Raw genomic sequence first — 16,672 nt, 5'->3', positions numbered from 1 at the left:
TTCGACGGATTGAAGCCGTCAAGCGCGGACAAATACTGATCGAATATAAGGGTTTTCTGAAAAGGAGCACAGGCCAGCGGGACCGTTTTCGACCGCCGGACGCTCCTTTCAACGAGCCCGGCGATCGCCGCTAAGGCCGAGGGTAAGAAGCGAGTTTAGAACGCAGACATCAACGCGCGCGCCGGAGGCGGCTGCGGAATGTTCCAAGGATGTTGCGTTTTTCGTCGTCATGGGAAACGCTTTTACACGCGCGATTTGGCCGACGCAAGACGGTATTTCACTCAGAGCCTGACTCAAAAAGCGACATGTGTGTGTGAAAATGGTTATTTTCGAGTACCGGAGCGGAGCGTACATAAAGCTACGTGAGCACCGGAATGGAGAAAATTGCCATTTGCAGCCACACAGGGCGACTTTTGGAACAGGCTCTCAGGCGAATGGCACAGCACTTGTTCCCGGCGGCAGCTTTGCCTCGTCCTCCGGTTCGACATGGATCACCACGCGCGCGCTATCGATCTGCTTCTTCACAGCCTCTTCGATACGGTCGCAGATCACATGCGCGTCGCCGACGCTCATATCCGCGGCCACGACCAGATGAAACTCGATGAAGGTCACACGGCCCGCAATGCGGGTCTTGAGGTCATGGACCTCGATGGCCCCGCCCGCATTGGCCGAAATGACATCGCGAATGCGCATTTCCTCGGCAGGCTCGACGGCAATATCCATCAGCCCCTGCACCGAGGCATTGATGACATGCCAGCCCTGCCACAGAATGTTGATGGCCACCAGAATGGCAAGCAGCGGATCGAGTATGGCCCAGCCCGTCACAACCACACCGACAAGACCGACCAGCACTCCCGCGGAGGTGAACACATCCGTCATGATGTGCTTGCCGTCGGCTTCCAGCGCGGGCGAGCGCGATTTGCGGCCGGTGCGTATCAACAATGTCGCCCACAGGCCGTTTATGAGGGCGGCCGCCGTGTTGATGCCAAGGCCAAGCCAGGGTTCGTCCAGCGTGCGCGGGGTCAGCAGCGCAAACCAGGCCTCGCGGAAAATCAGAAGTGCCGCGACCGTAATCAGAACGCCTTCGACAACGGCTGAAATATATTCCGCCTTGTGGTGCCCGAACGGGTGATTGTTGTCGGCAGGCAGATAGCTCACCCGAATGGCCCACCACGCGCCGATCGCCGCAATCACATTGACGATGGATTCCAGCGCGTCCGAATAAAGGGCAACGGAGCCGGTCAGCGCATAGGCCAGATATTTCAGGCCCATCACACCGAAAGCAATCGGAATAGACCAAGCGGCAAGCCGCCGAACCTTTGCACTCGCGTCCATGAAGAACCTTTGATTATCTTGATCTTGTCCCGAAACCGGGACGGGCCTACGCACGGCCCTTTATTCAGTCGCTGGCGCGCGGGACACATCCACAACGCATCTGGCTAGAGCATTTCCAGCGTTTCCGTTTCAACCGGAACCGCTCTGGTACAGCAGCAATTCACCGCCGTTCTATACCCCAGAAGAACGAAAATTCGTACCCTGTTTTTTCCAATCCCGCATTTAATTTTCTGCTGCAAATGCAAGGCATTACAATTGCAAATGAGTTGCCGAAGCAAGCAATGGGCAAGCAGGGAGCACGTGTCGCAAAGACATAAAAGCCAGCCGCGGCATGGGCTGCGGCTGGCTTGAAATCATCCCGCGACGGGGTCGGTCAGGCGTTGGTGCGGCGCGCCTTGTGCTTTCCGGCCAGATGCGTCACCACATTCTCGATCATGCGCATTCCGGCATTGTGACCGAGCGTCATGATGGATTCCGGGTGGAACTGAACGGCGGCGACCGGCTCATGCTTGTGCTCGAAAGCCATGATGACCCCATCTTCCGTTTCCGCCGTCACCAGGAAATCATCCGGCAGGCGTTCCGGATCGGCGAAGATCGAATGATAACGCCCGACCGTCACCTCCTTCGGCAGGCCGGAGAAAATGCGCTCCGGCTTCGACACGCGGATGCGCGACGGCTTGCCATGCATCGGAATGCGCAATTGGCGCAGCGTGCCGCCATAGGCCTCCGCCAGCGCCTGCAATCCAAGGCAGACGCCAAAAATCGGAAGCTGGCGCTTGCGGGCCTTGTCGATGGTCGCCTTGCAGTCGAAATCCTGCGGTGTGCCCGGTCCGGGCGACAGGACAACGAGGTCGGGCTTGACCCGCTCGAACACGTCTTCGGCGACCGGCGAACGCACGGTCGAGACCGTGGCGCCGGTCTGGCGGAAATAATTGGCGAGCGTATGCACGAAGGAATCCTCGTGATCGACCAGCAGGATCGATATCCCCTCGCCCACCCTTGCCGCAACGCGCTCCTCGGCTATCGTGTTGCTTTTCTGCGCTTCACGCACGGCGGCAATCATGGCCGATGCCTTCAATTCGGTCTCCGCCTCTTCTTCTTCCGGATTGGAATCGAACAAAAGCGTTGCCCCGGCGCGGATTTCCGCCACACCGTCCTTTATGCGGATCGTGCGCAGCGTCAGGCCGGTATTCATGTCGCCATTGAAATGCATCATGCCGATGGCGCCGCCATACCATGCGCGCGGGCTGCGTTCGTTTTCTTCCAGAAAGCGCATCGCCCACAATTTCGGCGCGCCCGTCACCGTCACAGCCCATGCATGGCTGAGGAAGCCGTCAAAGGCATCCATGCCGTCGCGCAGACGCCCCTCGATATGATCGACCGTATGGATCAGGCGCGAATACATCTCGATCTGGCGACGGCCGATGACGCGCACCGAACCCGGTTCGCAGACGCGGCTCTTGTCGTTGCGGTCCACATCCGAACACATGGTCAGCTCGGATTCGTCCTTCTTGGAATTGAGCAGTTTCAATATCTGTTCCGAATCCGAAATCGCATCCTCGCCGCGCTTGATCGTGCCGGAAATCGGGCAGGTCTCGATGCGCCGACCATTGACCCGCACGAACATTTCCGGCGATGCGCCGACCAGATATTCATTTTCACCCAGATTGATGAAGAACGAATAGGGCGACGGATTGATCGCCTTCAACCGGCGGAAGATTTCCGACGGCGCGGTGTGGCAGCGCTCATAGAAGGTCTGGCCCGGAACCACCTCGAACAGATCGCCGCGCTTGAAGCTTTCCTTGGCGCGCTCGACCAGCCTGGCATATTCGCCGGGATTGTGATCGCCGCGCGCAAGCTCACGCTCCGACGGCTTGAAGGCCTGGGCTGGCGTCGCCCGGTCCAGGCCATGCGTGGAAGAACCGCCGCAGGCAAATTCATAACGGTCCACCCAGGCCCGTGCCGCATAGTGGTCAGCCACGAAGATTTCGTCGGGAATGAACAGCACCAGGTCGCGCTGGTCGTCGGGGCGCTTCAGCTTGTACTGGATGGGGTCGAACTGGAACGCCAGATCATAGCCGAAAGCGCCGTAAAGGCCGAGATTGGCGTCTTCCTCCGAGAAGAACAGGCCGACAATGGCGCGCAGAACCGTGAAGACCGAAGGCATGCGCGAGCGCTCTTCCTCGGTGAAGGTTCCGCTTGGTTCGGCAATGGTAAGCTCGATGCGGTTTTCACCGGCCTTGTCGACCGTCACCTCGGCAAGCGCCTTGACCGTATCCAGAATGGGCCGCAGAAGAATGACGCCGCGCGCATTCAGCGCCTCGATGCGCATGGTGCGGGCGCGTGACGTGATGGCCACCGGCGGATCGACGATAGCCGTGTCCCATCGCGTATAGCGGCCCGGATATTCATAGTTTGACGAAAACACCGCGCCGCGCCGTTCGTTCAGCGCATCGATATAGCTCTCGATCGCGCCCTTATAGGCGGTGAGGTGGCGCACGCGCTCGACGACGATGCCGCCTGCCGTTTCGTGCCGGAATATCTCGCTATCCGCAATCTTCGCATTCATGATCGGCTATCCCAAATCTCGACTGTTTCCGAATATTTCCAGAACCCGGTTTCCCCGCCGGTCTTATTCAAACAGCCAAACAAAAAGGCCGCCCGGATAATCCCAGCGGCCTGTTTCCCAAACGCAAATGCACAAACGCCTGCGTGGCCGCTTTTAGCGGGCCCACCACCAACCGTTGATGACGATATTGCGCGAAATGTTCATGGACGTACTGTTAGCCTTCAACGTGTTTCCTTGCAACCGGAAAAATTCAACCGCCGAAATGTGCCGTCCAGACCGCCATCGGAACCGCGTTCCAAGGGTTTTGCAAAAGAAAATCCGGACAGTCTGCGGCTGTCCGGATTTCCTCAGAACCAGGATGGATAAAACGTACGGACCGCGACGATTCCGTCAGTTTTGCCCCCCTTTTACCCCATGCCAAATTTATAAGTGCAATATGACTTTCAATATGCACCATACAGATATCACAGGTTGCAGTGAACTGCAACTTATGATTGTTATTTGCACTTATGCTGATGTTTGAACAGCATTCATTCGAATGGTTCAAAAATTTGTAGGACCATCCAACAAGTTTCATCTTGCGTCGGAGGCCGATTTCGGATTCATTTCCGTGGCCACTCAAACACATATCCAAAAATCAAGAACAGAGCCGTCACCATAAACGGCCATTGGGGACAACGGATGAAAAATCTCGATGCGATGGACAGGAGTATTTTGCGCGCCCTTCAGGAGAACGGGCGCCTGACCAATACGGAACTGGCCGATCGCATAAATCTCTCGCAGACGGCAACCGCCGAGCGCGTGAAGCGACTGACGCGGGAAGGATATATTCTCGGTTATTCGGCGCGGCTTTCGCCCAAGATGCTCGACCGGGCCATGCTGGTCTTCATCGAGATCAAGCTCGACCGCACCACGCCGGAAGTCTTCGAAACCTTCTCGACCTTCACCCGCAGCAATCCCGACATTCTGGAATGCCACATGGTGGCCGGCGGCTTCGATTATCTCGTCAAGGCGCGTGTATCCGACATGGATCACTATCGCCGCTTCCTGTCGGAAGCCCTGCTTTCCCTGCCCGGTGTGCGGGAATCGCACACCTACGCCGTGATGGAGGAAGTGAAGGAAACCGCCTATATCGCCGTCTGAACGGGCATCGTTGCTGTCAGCAGGCTGGCAGCAGTGAACGCGCGATCTTTCAGTTCCATATTGCCATCGGTTATTTACGGGTATATACCCGCAATATGTCCCATCCGTGTTTCTGTATTCTTCTGCGTCAGGCAGCCCGCAAGACATCGAGCGTCTATGACAATGTGCTGGCGCCGCTCGGCATCAATGTGGCGCAGTTCAGCACACTGCGCAAAATTCGCCGCGCAGGCTCCATTTCGCTGACGGAACTCGCACATCTGTCCGAGCTGGACCGATCGACCATGGGCCGCAATGTGAAGGTTTTGCAGCGCATGGGCCTGATCGAACCCGCACCCGGCGAAGACCATCGCGAGACCAATGTTGCGCTGACCGCCGAGGGCCGCGATCTGGTGGAGCGCGGCGGCCCGCTCTGGGACCGTGCGCAGGAGACAATCGAAGCCCGGCTGGGAGAGGATGGCGTGGAGCAGCTGCAAAGCCTGCTGCGCAGCCTTGATCGAACCGACGACTTTTGACTGAAAACAATGACTTGAGGCCGCACGCCTGCTATGGAGCGAACGGCTGGCCCAAAGCCGACATGAACCCGAAAGCGCCAAAGATGATTTCTGTCCGCCTTGCAAGCTTTCTCGCCCGGAGAAACATCCATTACGGATGGATCGTCGCCGCCATCACCTTCCTGACCATGCTGGCGACCGCTGCCGCGATGGGATCGGCGGGCATCCTGATCGATCCGCTCCAGCGGGAATTCGGCTGGACGAATGCGAATATCTCCTTCGCAATGGCGCTTCGCCTCGTGCTTTTCGGCCTCATGGGGCCGTTCGCGGCTGCCTTCATGAACCAGTTCGGCCTGCGGCGTGTCGTTGCAACCGCCCTCATCATGATTTCGGCCGGCCTTATCGGTTCCATCTTCATGACCGAGGAGTGGCAGATGGTTGCGCTCTGGGGGATCGTGATCGGCCTCGGCACCGGCATGACCGCGCTTGTGCTCGGCGCAACCGTTGCGGCGCGCTGGTTTGAGAAGCGGCGCGGCCTCGTCGTCGGCCTCATGACCGCCAGCAACGCCACCGGCCAGCTGGTCTTCATGCCCATCCTCGCCAGCGTCAGCCAGACGATCGGCTGGCGCACATCGCTCACCATCGTCATCTGCTTCCTTGTTGCCGCGCTGGTGCTGGTTCTCGCCTTGATGCGCGATCATCCGGCGGATATCGGTCTCAAGCCTTTCGGCCGCACAGCGCCGCTTCCGGCCCCCGAACCCCGCAAGAGCTTCGGCGCCATGCTGGCCTCGCCGCTCGTCACCTTGCGCGACGTGTCGTCCACCGCAACCTTCTGGGTCCTGTTCCTGACCTTCTTCGTCTGCGGCTTTTCCACCAATGGCCTGATCCAGACGCACTGGATCACGCTTTGCGGCGATTTCGGCATCGCGCCGGTGGGGGCGGCGGGCATCCTTGCCGTGATCGGCGCATTCGACCTCATCGGCACGATCATGTCCGGCTGGCTGTCCGACCGGTTCGACAATCGCTGGCTCCTGTTCTGGTTCTATGCGCTGCGCGGCCTGTCGCTGATCTATCTGACGTTTACCGATTTCACCGTTTATGAACTGGCCTTGTTCGCCGTCTTCTACGGGCTGGACTGGGTGGCGACGGTGCCGCCGACCGTGAAGCTTGCCGCTGAGCGTTTCGGCCCGGAAAAGGCCGGTCTGGTCTTCGGCTGGGTCTTCACCGGCCATCAGATCGGGGCCGCAGCCGCCGCAGCCTTTGCCGGGCTCGTGCGCACGGATTATGACAGCTATACCCCGGCCCTGATCCTCGCCGGCGCCATGTGCTTTGCCGCCGCGGCCATGGTGTTCATCATCAACCGCCCTGCCGCAAGGCCGGTCCTGCAGGCATCATAGGAAAGCATCGCCCCAATCGGCGCGGCGCGCCCAGCGGAAAAATTCTCCATCCCGCTTCGTGGTCAGGCGTTCTTCCGCCTGCCCATCCTGCGTGCAAAGCTTGATGGAAACCTTGCCGCCGCCAACCCGCGTCGGCGCGATGACGCGGGCCGCCGCTTCGGCAGGCTTTTCACGCACGGCGGCCAGATAGATGAATTTCTCGTCTTCCCATGGCACTTCCGCCTCCTTGGTCAGGCGATGAATGCGCGAGCGCGCGACGCGGCGTGAAAAATGGCACCAGTCGGGTGCCACCAGCGGACAGTCGAACTGGTGCGGACAGGGCGCTGCGATGGTTGCGCCTGCGGCGGCGAGCGCCCGGCGCGCATCAAGAATACGCTGCCAGCCCGCCGGTGTGCCGGGCTCCACGATCACCAGCATCTGCCTTGCCGATGCCCACAGGCACTCAATCAGCGCCTGCCGCTTCTCAGGCGCAAGCTCGTCCAGCACATAGGCAATCGTCACCAGATCGGCCTGCGGAAAATCGAGTTTTTCCCGAACTGCATCCCCTGCGCGCCAGTCGAGATCGGCCAGCCCGATGCTTTGCGAAAGAGCGCTCCCCACCGCGCGGATCGCGGGGCTTGCCTCGATCATCGTCGCCGATTGAAGCGTCGGCCAGCATTGCCGGGCCGCCCACAGAGCCGTCCCCGGCCCTGCCCCCACATCGAGCATGGAGCGCGGCGCGAAATCGGGACAGACCTCGGCGGCGCTGTCCAGACTGGCGCGAACCGCCGCATAGGTCGCAGGCAGGCGCGCCGCCAGATAGGCCTTGGCCGCAAGATCGTCGGAAATATGCATCCGCCCGTCCCGCGTCTCGGCGCGGTAACGGCGTGAAAGCATTTCGGATGCGCGCTTCAGATCGGCCAGGGCCACGCCCTCAAGCGCGGCATCCACCGCCTGCCGCAAGGAAGCTGGCAGTTCCATGGCCGGTCAGCGCTCCAGAACCTGTTTCACATCGACCAGATTGGAACGGACACGCAGAATGTAGAAGCCCATCGTGGTCAGATGCGACGGCGTGATCCACGCATCCGGGTCGCCATTGGAAACGATGAAGGGCTGCATGTCGAGCGCCGCCCGAAGCTGCTTTTCCATTTCATCCCACACGCCGTCGAGGTGCTTTTCGGCCAGAACCCCGCGGAAATCCGAATGCGCGGCGCGCAGCAGGCCGTAATAGGCATAAAGCTGGCCATAGGCGAACCAGAAGCGGTCGTCCGCGCGGGTGTCAAACCAGCCCGCGTGATAATTCTCCGCCCGGTCCTTGAGGATGGCCGAGGTGGAACCGAGATCGCTCGCGATACGGTCGACAAACTGGATCAGATTGTCCGCGCGGGCATCAAACGTCGCCTGGCAGTTTTCAAGCCGCCCGTTGAAGGCGCGCAGATCCTTGATCGCCGAACGATAATAGCTGGGCGTCGGCGTCTTCGGGCCGAAGGGGCTCAGGCCGAAATACCAGGAATCCTCGGCAAATTGCAGATTGCCGCGCGCCTTTTGCAGGTCGCCATCGATCTGCGATGTGCCGCGCAGACGACCGATATTGTCGACGAGTTCAATCGCGGTACGGCGCACCGCCGCATTGATGCCGCGCTGGAACGAAGCCTTGTTGTCGAGGAAGGGCGTGCGATCCCAGTCCAGGCCGAAAAGACCGAGCTTGTAGAGCAGCATGGAGGAAATCCATGCATTCTGGTTGACATTGAAGTCGGTGAGATCGGCGGCAACTTCGGCTATGGCCGAGCGGGAACATTTGCGCGCGGAGGATGGCGCCTGCGCTGCCTGAACCGGCTGATTCGCCGGTGCGGCCTCGCCAGTCTGGCTGGTTTCAGGCGTGGCGGCGGGCTGTTCGGCCCCGACCTTCACCTCTTCGCTCTTTACCACTTCACTCTTTACCTCTTCACCGGGCGTAGTCGCGTTCTGATAGCTGTATTTCGCCGGATAATCCGGATCGAAATTCGTCCACACTTGAGTCTGCCAGATGAAATAGACGTAAAGGCTGCCCAGGCCGATCACGACGACCGCAACGGCGACTTTCCACAAAATTCCAAGCCGCAGGAAAAGCCGCCATAATGCGCCCAGGGGAACGGCAATCAGACGGGCAAGCGCCGCGATGAATCGGCCCAGGAAGGAAAAAACGCCCTTTACTGCATCCCACACTATAGAAATCCTTCCTTTTACCCGAAAATCCGGGTTTTGCACCGCTTCTGCGCCGCCCTACAGACCTATGCATCGCAAGCCCCATTCGCAAGCAGCCAGGCCTGAAAAACTGTCCAATCCTCAAATAGAGTGTGCTCATCTTTTCGACAACCCGGCGGTCTGATTCCGACATCTGCATCCCCCAGATATCGGCCCCGGATATCGGCCCCGGATATCGGCATTGAGCAAATGTCGGAATCAGACCGGCGGCAACTCCATGAACGGAGCGGATTCTTCGAATTTTACGGTCATCCGACTGATTTTATCCGTCATTTTCGGCTGACAGGGTTGAATCCCCGGTATCGATCCGTAACATGGCGCCAACCCGCTTCGGCCAAATGCGTGGCAATCCTGCCCGTTTCCCCTCGGCTGACGGTTCCGGAAAATGATGAGTGACAGGCAGTTTCAAGTCAGGTGCGAAACGGTTTTCCGCCGGAAACTGCAGCCAACGTCGCAATCAAGAACATTTTCGCCGCTATGGTACTTGAATGGCGAAATCTTTGGTGTTTGCTAAAGCCGGAACCGGAAAAACAATCAATCCGTCAAAACGGCCCGGTGAATGGAGAGAACAATGAAGTCCGTATCGACCTATATGCTTACGCTTGCCCTGGGTGGGCTTGCCACGGGAACGGCAATGCTGGGCGCGCCTGCAACCGGTTTCGCCGCCGAGCCTGAAAGCTGCTCCACCGTCCGCTTTTCGGATGTCGGCTGGACCGACATCACCTCGACGACAGCCGTGGCGACCGAAATCCTCAAAGGCCTCGGCTACAAGACCGACATCAAGGTTCTCTCCGTGCCGGTGACCTATGCGTCGCTGGGCAAGAAGGATATCGACGTCTTCCTCGGCTACTGGAACCCGTCCATGTCCGCCGACCTCCAGCCCTATCTCGATAACAAGACGGTGGAGACGCTGCGCACCAACCTGACCGGCGCGAAATACACGCTCGCCGTACCGAAATATGCCTATGACGAAGGCCTCAAGGATTTCAAGGATATTGCGAGATTCAAGGACAAGCTCGACGGCAAGATCTACGGCATCGAGCCCGGCAATGACGGCAACCGCCTGATCCTCGACATGATCAACAAGGATGCCTTCGGCCTCAAATCGTTCGAACTGGCGGAATCCTCCGAACAGGGCATGCTGGCGCAGGTCGCGCGCAGCATCAAGAGCAAGGAGCCGGTGGTGTTCCTCGCATGGGAGCCGCACCCCATGAACAAGCGTTTCGAGATCGCCTATCTCACCGGCGGCGACGATTTCTTCGGCCCCAATCTCGGCGGCGCCAAGGTCGAAACCAATGTCCGCACCGGCTACACGCAGGAATGCCCCAATGTCGGCAAGTTCCTCACCAATCTGGAATTCAAGCTCGACATCGAAAACGAGATCATGGGCAAGATTCTCGATGATGGCGAAGAACCCGCAAAGGCTGCAACCGACTGGCTGAAAGCCAATCCGGGCGTGCTCGACCAGTGGCTCGCCGGTGTGACGACCGTTGACGGCAAGGAAGGCCTGCCCGCCGTCAAGGCAGCGCTCGGCCTTTGACCCCGGCATGCTGCCGGGCTGCGACACAGGCGGCCCGGCACATTCCCGGACCTTCATCACAAGCACGCAGCAGGAGACTTGATCGTTGAACTGGCTGACGGATTACAAGATTCCTGTCGGACCGACCGCCAAATCCGTGGTGGACTGGCTGACAACCCATCTGGGACTTTTCTTCGACACTTTGGCGGCAATCATGCAGGGCCTGATCGATGGCTTGCTGTACCTGTTGCAACTGCCGCATCCTCTCCTCCTGATCGCCATCTTCGCCGTCATTGCATGGCTGATCCAGCGTCGCATCTCGGTCGTCCTGCTTACTGTCGTGGGCTTCCTCTTCATCATCAATCAGGGCTACTGGGAACCGACGCTCAAAACACTGACGCTTGTTCTGTCCTCATGTTTCGTCTGCATGGCGGTCGGCGTGCCGCTCGGCATTGCCGCTGCCCATCGTCCCGCACTTTACGCCGCAATGCGCCCTGTGCTCGACCTGATGCAGACCCTGCCGACATTCGTGTATCTGATCCCGGCCATCGTCTTCTTCGGCATCGGCATGGTGCCCGGCCTGCTCGCCACGGTCATCTTCGTGATACCCGCTCCCATCCGCCTGACCCAGCTCGGCATTTCCTCGACACCATCCTCGCTGATCGAGGCGGGCGAGGCCTTCGGCGCATCACGCTCGCAGCTTCTCTGGAAGGTCGAGCTGCCCTATGCGATGCCGCAAATCCTCGCCGGCCTGACCCAGACGATCATGCTGTCGCTTTCAATGGTGGTCATCGCCGCTCTCGTCGGTGCCGACGGCCTTGGCGTGCCCGTGGTGCGCGGCCTGAACTCGGTCAACATCTCGCTCGGTTTCGAGGCCGGTTTCATCATCGTCGTGGTCGCCATCATACTCGACCGTATCTTCCGCGCCGGCAGAGAAAAATAGCATGATCCCGAAAAGTGGAAACCGGTTTTCGGATAAGATCATGCTCAAACAGAGACCAGGAGCAAATGGATGACGATCATCGCACTCGAAGACGTTTGCATCATTTTCGGCAACAATGTCGGGGACGCGCTTGCTCTGGCGGATCGCGGTGCCACACGCTCGCAAATCCAGGCTGAAACCGATCTCGTTCTGGGCGTCCACAACTGCACGCTCAACATCGAGGAAGGCGAAATCCTCGTTCTGATGGGCTTGTCAGGCTCGGGCAAATCGACCCTTCTTCGCGCCATCAACCGGCTCAATCCGATCTCGCGCGGGCGTGTTCTCGTGCGCGACGGCGAGCGCGCCATCGATGTCGGCACGGCCGACCGCGGAACCCTTCGCCATCTGCGCACCGAACTTGTTTCCATGGTGTTCCAGCAATTCGGCCTTTTGCCATGGCGCACGGTCGAGGAAAATGTCGCCTTCGGGCTGGAAATTTCCGGCATGGGCAAGGAAGAGCGCCTTGCCCAGGCCCGCGAACAGCTTGAACTTGTGGGCTTGCAGGACTGGGCCGGACGCAAGGTGGGAGAGCTTTCCGGCGGCATGCAGCAGCGCGTCGGCCTGGCCCGCGCCTTTGCAACCGGCGCGCCGATCCTGCTGATGGACGAACCGTTCTCCGCGCTTGATCCGCTGATCCGCACGCGCTTGCAGGATGAATTGCTGGCCTTCCAGTCACGCCTGAAGAAAACCATCGTCTTCGTCAGCCATGATCTCGATGAAGCCATGAAGATCGGCAACCGCATCGCCATCATGGAGGGCGGGCGCATCGTTCAATGCGGCACGCCGCAGGAAATTCTCCTGCATCCCGCCGACGAATATGTCGCCGACTTCGTCGCCCACATGAACCCGCTCGGCGTGCTTCGCGCCGGCGACATCATGGTGCCCTTCGATCGCAATGCAGCGCCCCGTCCCTTTGCCGCGACCGCCCGGCGCGAAACGCTGGTGCGCGAGCTGATGAATGCCGTGGCGGACAGCAGCGGCGATGTCGGCATCATCGAGAACGGCGCCATCATCGGCAAGGTCGCGGCGGATGATATCGTGCGCGCGCTGGCCTGGCACCAGCAACGGGGGACGCAAGTCTAAACAAGAATACCGCAAGCAGTGTTTGCCACCCAAAAAATAGCCGACAACATGACACTAACAACAGAAACAATTAAATAAAAATTCATGCCAATACCGATAATTTAAATACTAAAATATCGGTTCTATACTTCATTCTTCTGCAAAATACAACAATTCCGATACAGAAAAACCGCACATTTTCATGTGCGGTTTTTCTGTTTTCAGGCAACGTACAGACAGGATCAGCTATGCGCGGCTTGTCTTGCGGCGGCGCGCGTTTCCACACGCGTGCGAATAGCATCCACATCCGCCCGCGGCGTCGCGGCAAAGAGCTTCTTCGTATAGTCATGCTGCGGATTGTTGAACACGTCGTCCCGCGAACCATATTCAACCACCTCGCCGAAATACATCACCATCACCTCATCGGCGATGTAGCGCACGACCGAAAGGTCATGGCTGATGAAGACATAGGTGAGGCCGAACTCTTCCTGCAAGTCAGACAGAAGGTTGAGCACCTGCGCCTGTACCGATAGATCGAGCGCGGAAACCGGCTCATCCAGGATGAGCAGCTTCGGGTTCAGCATCAGCGCGCGCGCAATGGCGATGCGCTGGCGCTGGCCGCCGGAGAACATATGCGGATAGCGGTTGAAGTGTTCGCGGCCAAGGCCGACCTTCAACAGCATCTGCATCGCCTTGGCGCGCCGCTCTTCCGCCGACATGTTGGCGTTGAGCAGCAGAGGCTCGGCCAGCACGTCCCCGATCTTCTGGCGCGGATTGAGCGAGCCATAGGGGTTCTGGAACACGATCTGCACCTTCTGGCGCATTTCCGGCGTCAGGCCGTCGCGCAGAATATCCACATCCTTGCCGCCGATCTTCAGCTCGCCCGATGTCTGCGGATCGATCATGGTCAGAATACGCGCCAGCGTGGACTTGCCGCAGCCCGATTCACCGACAATCGCCAGCGTCTTGCCTTTTTCCACCTTGAAGCTCACGCCCTTGACGGCGTGCACCACTTTCGGCTTGCCGAACAGCCCGCCGCCGACATGATAATCGCGCTTGATGTCACGCGCCTCGAGAACGATCTCGCTCATCGCGCTTCTCCCGCACCAGTATTTTCAAAGACGAAATCGGAAACCGTCGGAAGACGGTCGCCCGTTGCATTTTCCGGCAGGGCCGACAGCAGCGCGCGGGTGTATGGGTGCTTGGGCGCGGAGAAAAGCGACAGCACGTCGGCATCCTCCATCTTGTGGCCCTTATACTGCACGATCACCCGGTCCGCCGTTTCGGCCACCACGCCCATATCATGGGTAATCATGATGAGGCCCATGCCGTGCTCGACCTGAAGCCGCATCAGAAGATCGAGAATCTGCTTCTGGATCGTCACGTCGAGCGCTGTCGTCGGCTCGTCGGCAATGAGGAGCTTGGGGTTGCAGGCAATCGCGATCGCGATCATGACGCGCTGGCACTGGCCGCCCGACATCTGATGCGGGAAGCTTTTCAGGCGCTCCGCCGCATCGCGAATACCGACGAGTTCCAGAAGCTCGATGGCACGGGCACGGCTGGCCGAGCCGTTCATGCCCATGTGCTGCTTCAGCACTTCCTCCAGCTGATAGCCGACCGTGAAGCAGGGATTGAGGCTCGCGACCGGCTCCTGGAAGATCATCGAAATATCCCGTCCGATGATCTTGCGGCGCTCCTTGTCGGACATCGCCCGCAGGTCCTTGCCGTCGAAGGTCATGGCATCCGCGGTAACCGTTGCCGTCTTGGGCAGAAGGCCCATGACGGCAAGCATGCCGACCGACTTGCCCGAACCGGACTCGCCGACGATTGCCAGCACTTCGCCCTTGTCGACGGTGATGTCGATGCCGTCGACCGCCTTGAACGGGCCGGTCGAGGTGTCGAAGGAAACCGAAAGGTTCCTGATTTCAAGCAGAGCCATTGATCAGCTCCTCTTCAGTTTCGGGTCAAGCGCATCGCGCAGACCGTCGCCGATCAGGTTGATGGCGAGAACAGTGATGAGAATTGCAAGACCGGGGAAGGTAACGATCCACCAGGCGCTCAGGATGAATTCCCGCGCTTCGGCAAGCATCGTGCCCCATTCCGGCGTCGGCGGCTGCGCGCCCATGCCAAGGAAGCCCAGAGCCGCAACGTCGAGGATGGCGTTGGAGAACGACATCGTTGCCTGCACCACCAGCGGGGCCAGACAGTTCGGCAGAATGGTCTTGAACATCAGGCGCAGCTTGCCTGCACCGGCAAGCTTGGCCGCCGTCACATATTCGCGTTCCTTTTCCGCCATCACGGCCGCACGCGTAAGGCGCGAGAAGTGCGGCAGCAGAACGAGCGTGATCGCCAGAACCGCATTGATCAGGCCCGGTCCGAGGATCGCCACCAGTACCAGCGCCAGCAGGAGCGACGGGAATGCCAGGATGACATCCATGATGCGCATGAACACCGTATCGACACCGCCGCCGAAATAGCCGGTGATGAGGCCGACGGTGATGCCGAGACACATCGAAATGATGACGATGACGAAACCGACCAGCAGCGAATATTGCGCGCCGTAGATCAGGCGGGACAGGATGTCACGTCCGACAGCGTCCGTTCCAAGCAGGAACTGGGTTGAGCCGCCTTCTTCCCAGAAGGGCGGAACCTTGACGAATTCGCGGAACTGCTCCGTGGGGCTGTGCGGCGCGATAAACGGCGCGAAGATTGCCACCAGAATGATTGCGACAAAGACGACAAGACCGATAACCGCGCCGCGATTGACGCTGAAATAAAACCAGAAGTCCTTCAGCGCACGCATCTTGCCAATGTCGTGTGCTGCTTCCGGCTGAATGGCTGAGTGTGTCATGATACCCTCACTTGTGCCGGATGCGCGGATTGATGAGGCCGTACAGCAGGTCCACGACCAGATTCACCAGCATGATGATGAATGCGATCAGCAGGAGTCCGCTTTGCACGACCGGATAGTCGCGACGGAAAATGGAATCGAGCATCCATTTGCCGATACCGGGCCATGAGAAGATCGTCTCGGTGAGGATTGCGCCAGCCATCAGAACGCCAACTTGCAGGCCGATGGTGGTGATGACGGGTATCATCGCATTGCGCAGCGCATGCAGGCCGACAACGCGGCGCACCGGCAGGCCCTTGGCGCGGGCGGTGCGCACATAATCCTCGCCCAGCACCTCCAGCATCGCCGAACGGGTCTGGCGCGCGATAACGGCGAGCGGGATCGTCGCAAGCACGATGGTCGGCAGGATGAGATGCGAAACGGCGGACAGGAACGCGCCCTTCTGATCCGACAACAGGCTGTCGATCAGCATGAAGCCGGTCACGGACGGGAAATAATAAAGCAGCGAGATGCGGCCCGAAACCGGTGTCCACTGCAAAACGCCCGAGAAGAAGATGATGAGCAGCAGCGCCCACCAGAAAATCGGCATTGAATAGCCGACCAGCGAAATGCCCATCAGGCCCTGATCGAACCACGAACCGCGCTTGACAGCAGCGATGACGCCGGCGGGAATGCCCAACAGGATAGCCACGATGATCGCGCAGATGGACAGTTCCACGGTTGCGGGAAACAGCGCGAAAAATTCGACGAGAACAGGCTTCTTCGTCACCAGCGACTGGCCGAAATCGCCGTGCAGCAGGTTCCAGACATAGTCGATATATTGCTGCCAGACCGGGCGGTCGAAGCCCAGTTGCGCCATCAGTTCGGCATGGCGCTCGGGGCTCACGCCGCGTTCTCCGGCCATCAACAGCACGGGATCGCCGGGCAGAACCCGCACGAAGGCAAAAGCCACGATTGTAATGCCTATGAAGGTCGGAACCAGATAGACGAGTTTATTCAATATGAAGCGAAACATACAAAAACTCCGACCGGGTGGAGGGCGTCGCCTACACCCGATCACCGATTTGGTGAAACCGGAATTCGTAAGCCCCGTGAAACGA

Annotated in this window: 14 protein-coding genes; 6 read left to right on the top strand and 8 right to left on the bottom strand. The window is 59.4% G+C overall.

The features are described from left to right. Positions 1–426: 426 nt before the first annotated feature. On the bottom strand, positions 427–1,335 hold the full coding sequence (locus AVM02_RS05900) for a cation diffusion facilitator family transporter (protein ID WP_411506050.1): 909 nt from the start codon (positions 1,333–1,335) through the stop codon (positions 427–429). 373 nt (positions 1,336–1,708) lie between these two features. Next, the gene (locus AVM02_RS05895; RefSeq protein WP_411506049.1) at positions 1,709–3,904 is read right to left on the bottom strand and encodes an anthranilate synthase component I; all 2,196 of its coding nucleotides are present in this window, start codon (positions 3,902–3,904) and stop codon (positions 1,709–1,711) included. A 681-nt stretch (positions 3,905–4,585) separates the two neighbouring features. Here AVM02_RS05895 and AVM02_RS05890 point away from each other — a divergent pair. The 3 genes from AVM02_RS05890 (at position 4,586) to AVM02_RS05880 (ending at position 6,935) form a co-directional block, all read left to right on the top strand. Next, entirely contained in the window at positions 4,586–5,047 is a 462-nt protein-coding gene (locus AVM02_RS05890; protein WP_061345885.1) for an Lrp/AsnC ligand binding domain-containing protein, read from the top strand. A 95-nt stretch (positions 5,048–5,142) separates the two neighbouring features. Continuing rightward, on the top strand, positions 5,143–5,559 hold the full coding sequence (locus AVM02_RS05885) for a MarR family winged helix-turn-helix transcriptional regulator (protein WP_411506048.1): 417 nt from the start codon (positions 5,143–5,145) through the stop codon (positions 5,557–5,559). Positions 5,560–5,642: 83 nt separating this feature from the next. Continuing rightward, the gene (locus AVM02_RS05880) at positions 5,643–6,935 is read left to right on the top strand and encodes an MFS transporter (protein ID WP_411506047.1); all 1,293 of its coding nucleotides are present in this window, start codon (positions 5,643–5,645) and stop codon (positions 6,933–6,935) included. Here the strand turns inward: AVM02_RS05880 and AVM02_RS05875 are convergent. Next, a complete protein-coding gene (locus tag AVM02_RS05875; protein WP_411506046.1) occupies positions 6,930–7,895 on the bottom strand; it encodes a small ribosomal subunit Rsm22 family protein in 966 nt (321 codons plus the stop codon). The two genes, AVM02_RS05880 and AVM02_RS05875, sit on opposite strands and share 6 nt — an antisense overlap. Positions 7,896–7,901: 6 nt before the next feature. Beyond that, positions 7,902–9,122 (bottom strand): DUF2333 family protein, encoded by a 1,221-nt coding sequence (locus tag AVM02_RS05870; RefSeq protein ID WP_411506132.1) that lies wholly within the window; start codon positions 9,120–9,122, stop codon positions 7,902–7,904. Positions 9,123–9,729: 607 nt separating this feature from the next. Here AVM02_RS05870 and AVM02_RS05865 point away from each other — a divergent pair. The 3 genes from AVM02_RS05865 to choV all read left to right on the top strand — a co-directional run bounded on the left by AVM02_RS05865 (position 9,730) and on the right by choV (position 12,742). Beyond that, a complete protein-coding gene (locus AVM02_RS05865) occupies positions 9,730–10,698 on the top strand; it encodes a choline ABC transporter substrate-binding protein (RefSeq protein ID WP_411506045.1) in 969 nt (322 codons plus the stop codon). A gap of 85 nt (positions 10,699–10,783) precedes the next feature. Continuing rightward, positions 10,784–11,620: a choline ABC transporter permease subunit gene (gene choW / locus AVM02_RS05860; RefSeq protein WP_411506044.1), complete on the top strand. Its 837-nt coding sequence runs from the start codon at positions 10,784–10,786 to the stop codon at positions 11,618–11,620. A 69-nt stretch (positions 11,621–11,689) separates the two neighbouring features. Next, positions 11,690–12,742: a choline ABC transporter ATP-binding protein gene (gene choV / locus AVM02_RS05855; protein ID WP_411506043.1), complete on the top strand. Its 1,053-nt coding sequence runs from the start codon at positions 11,690–11,692 to the stop codon at positions 12,740–12,742. A gap of 221 nt (positions 12,743–12,963) precedes the next feature. Here choV and AVM02_RS05850 read toward each other — a convergent pair whose 3' ends face one another. The 4 genes from AVM02_RS05850 to AVM02_RS05835 are packed head-to-tail and all read right to left on the bottom strand — an operon-like array spanning position 12,964 to position 16,587. Further along, entirely contained in the window at positions 12,964–13,812 is an 849-nt protein-coding gene (locus AVM02_RS05850) for a dipeptide ABC transporter ATP-binding protein (protein WP_411506042.1), read from the bottom strand. Continuing rightward, positions 13,809–14,660, bottom strand: coding sequence for an ABC transporter ATP-binding protein (locus tag AVM02_RS05845; RefSeq protein WP_411506041.1), 852 nt, complete (start codon positions 14,658–14,660; stop codon positions 13,809–13,811). Before AVM02_RS05845 ends, AVM02_RS05850 begins: the two co-directional genes overlap by 4 nt. A 3-nt stretch (positions 14,661–14,663) precedes the next feature. After that, positions 14,664–15,572, bottom strand: a complete 909-nt coding sequence (locus AVM02_RS05840) for an ABC transporter permease subunit (protein WP_411506040.1) — start codon at positions 15,570–15,572, stop codon at positions 14,664–14,666. Positions 15,573–15,579: 7 nt separating this feature from the next. After that, complete coding sequence (locus AVM02_RS05835; RefSeq protein ID WP_411506039.1) at positions 15,580–16,587, bottom strand: ABC transporter permease subunit; 1,008 nt, start codon at positions 16,585–16,587, stop codon at positions 15,580–15,582. Positions 16,588–16,672: the final 85 nt, after the last annotated feature.

This window comes from Brucella anthropi, from assembly GCF_046630315.1.
GTDB classification, from domain to species: Bacteria; Pseudomonadota; Alphaproteobacteria; order Rhizobiales; family Rhizobiaceae; genus Brucella; species Brucella anthropi_A.
Note: the sequence above shows the minus strand (reverse complement) of the source record. Positions and strands in the feature narration are given on the sequence as shown.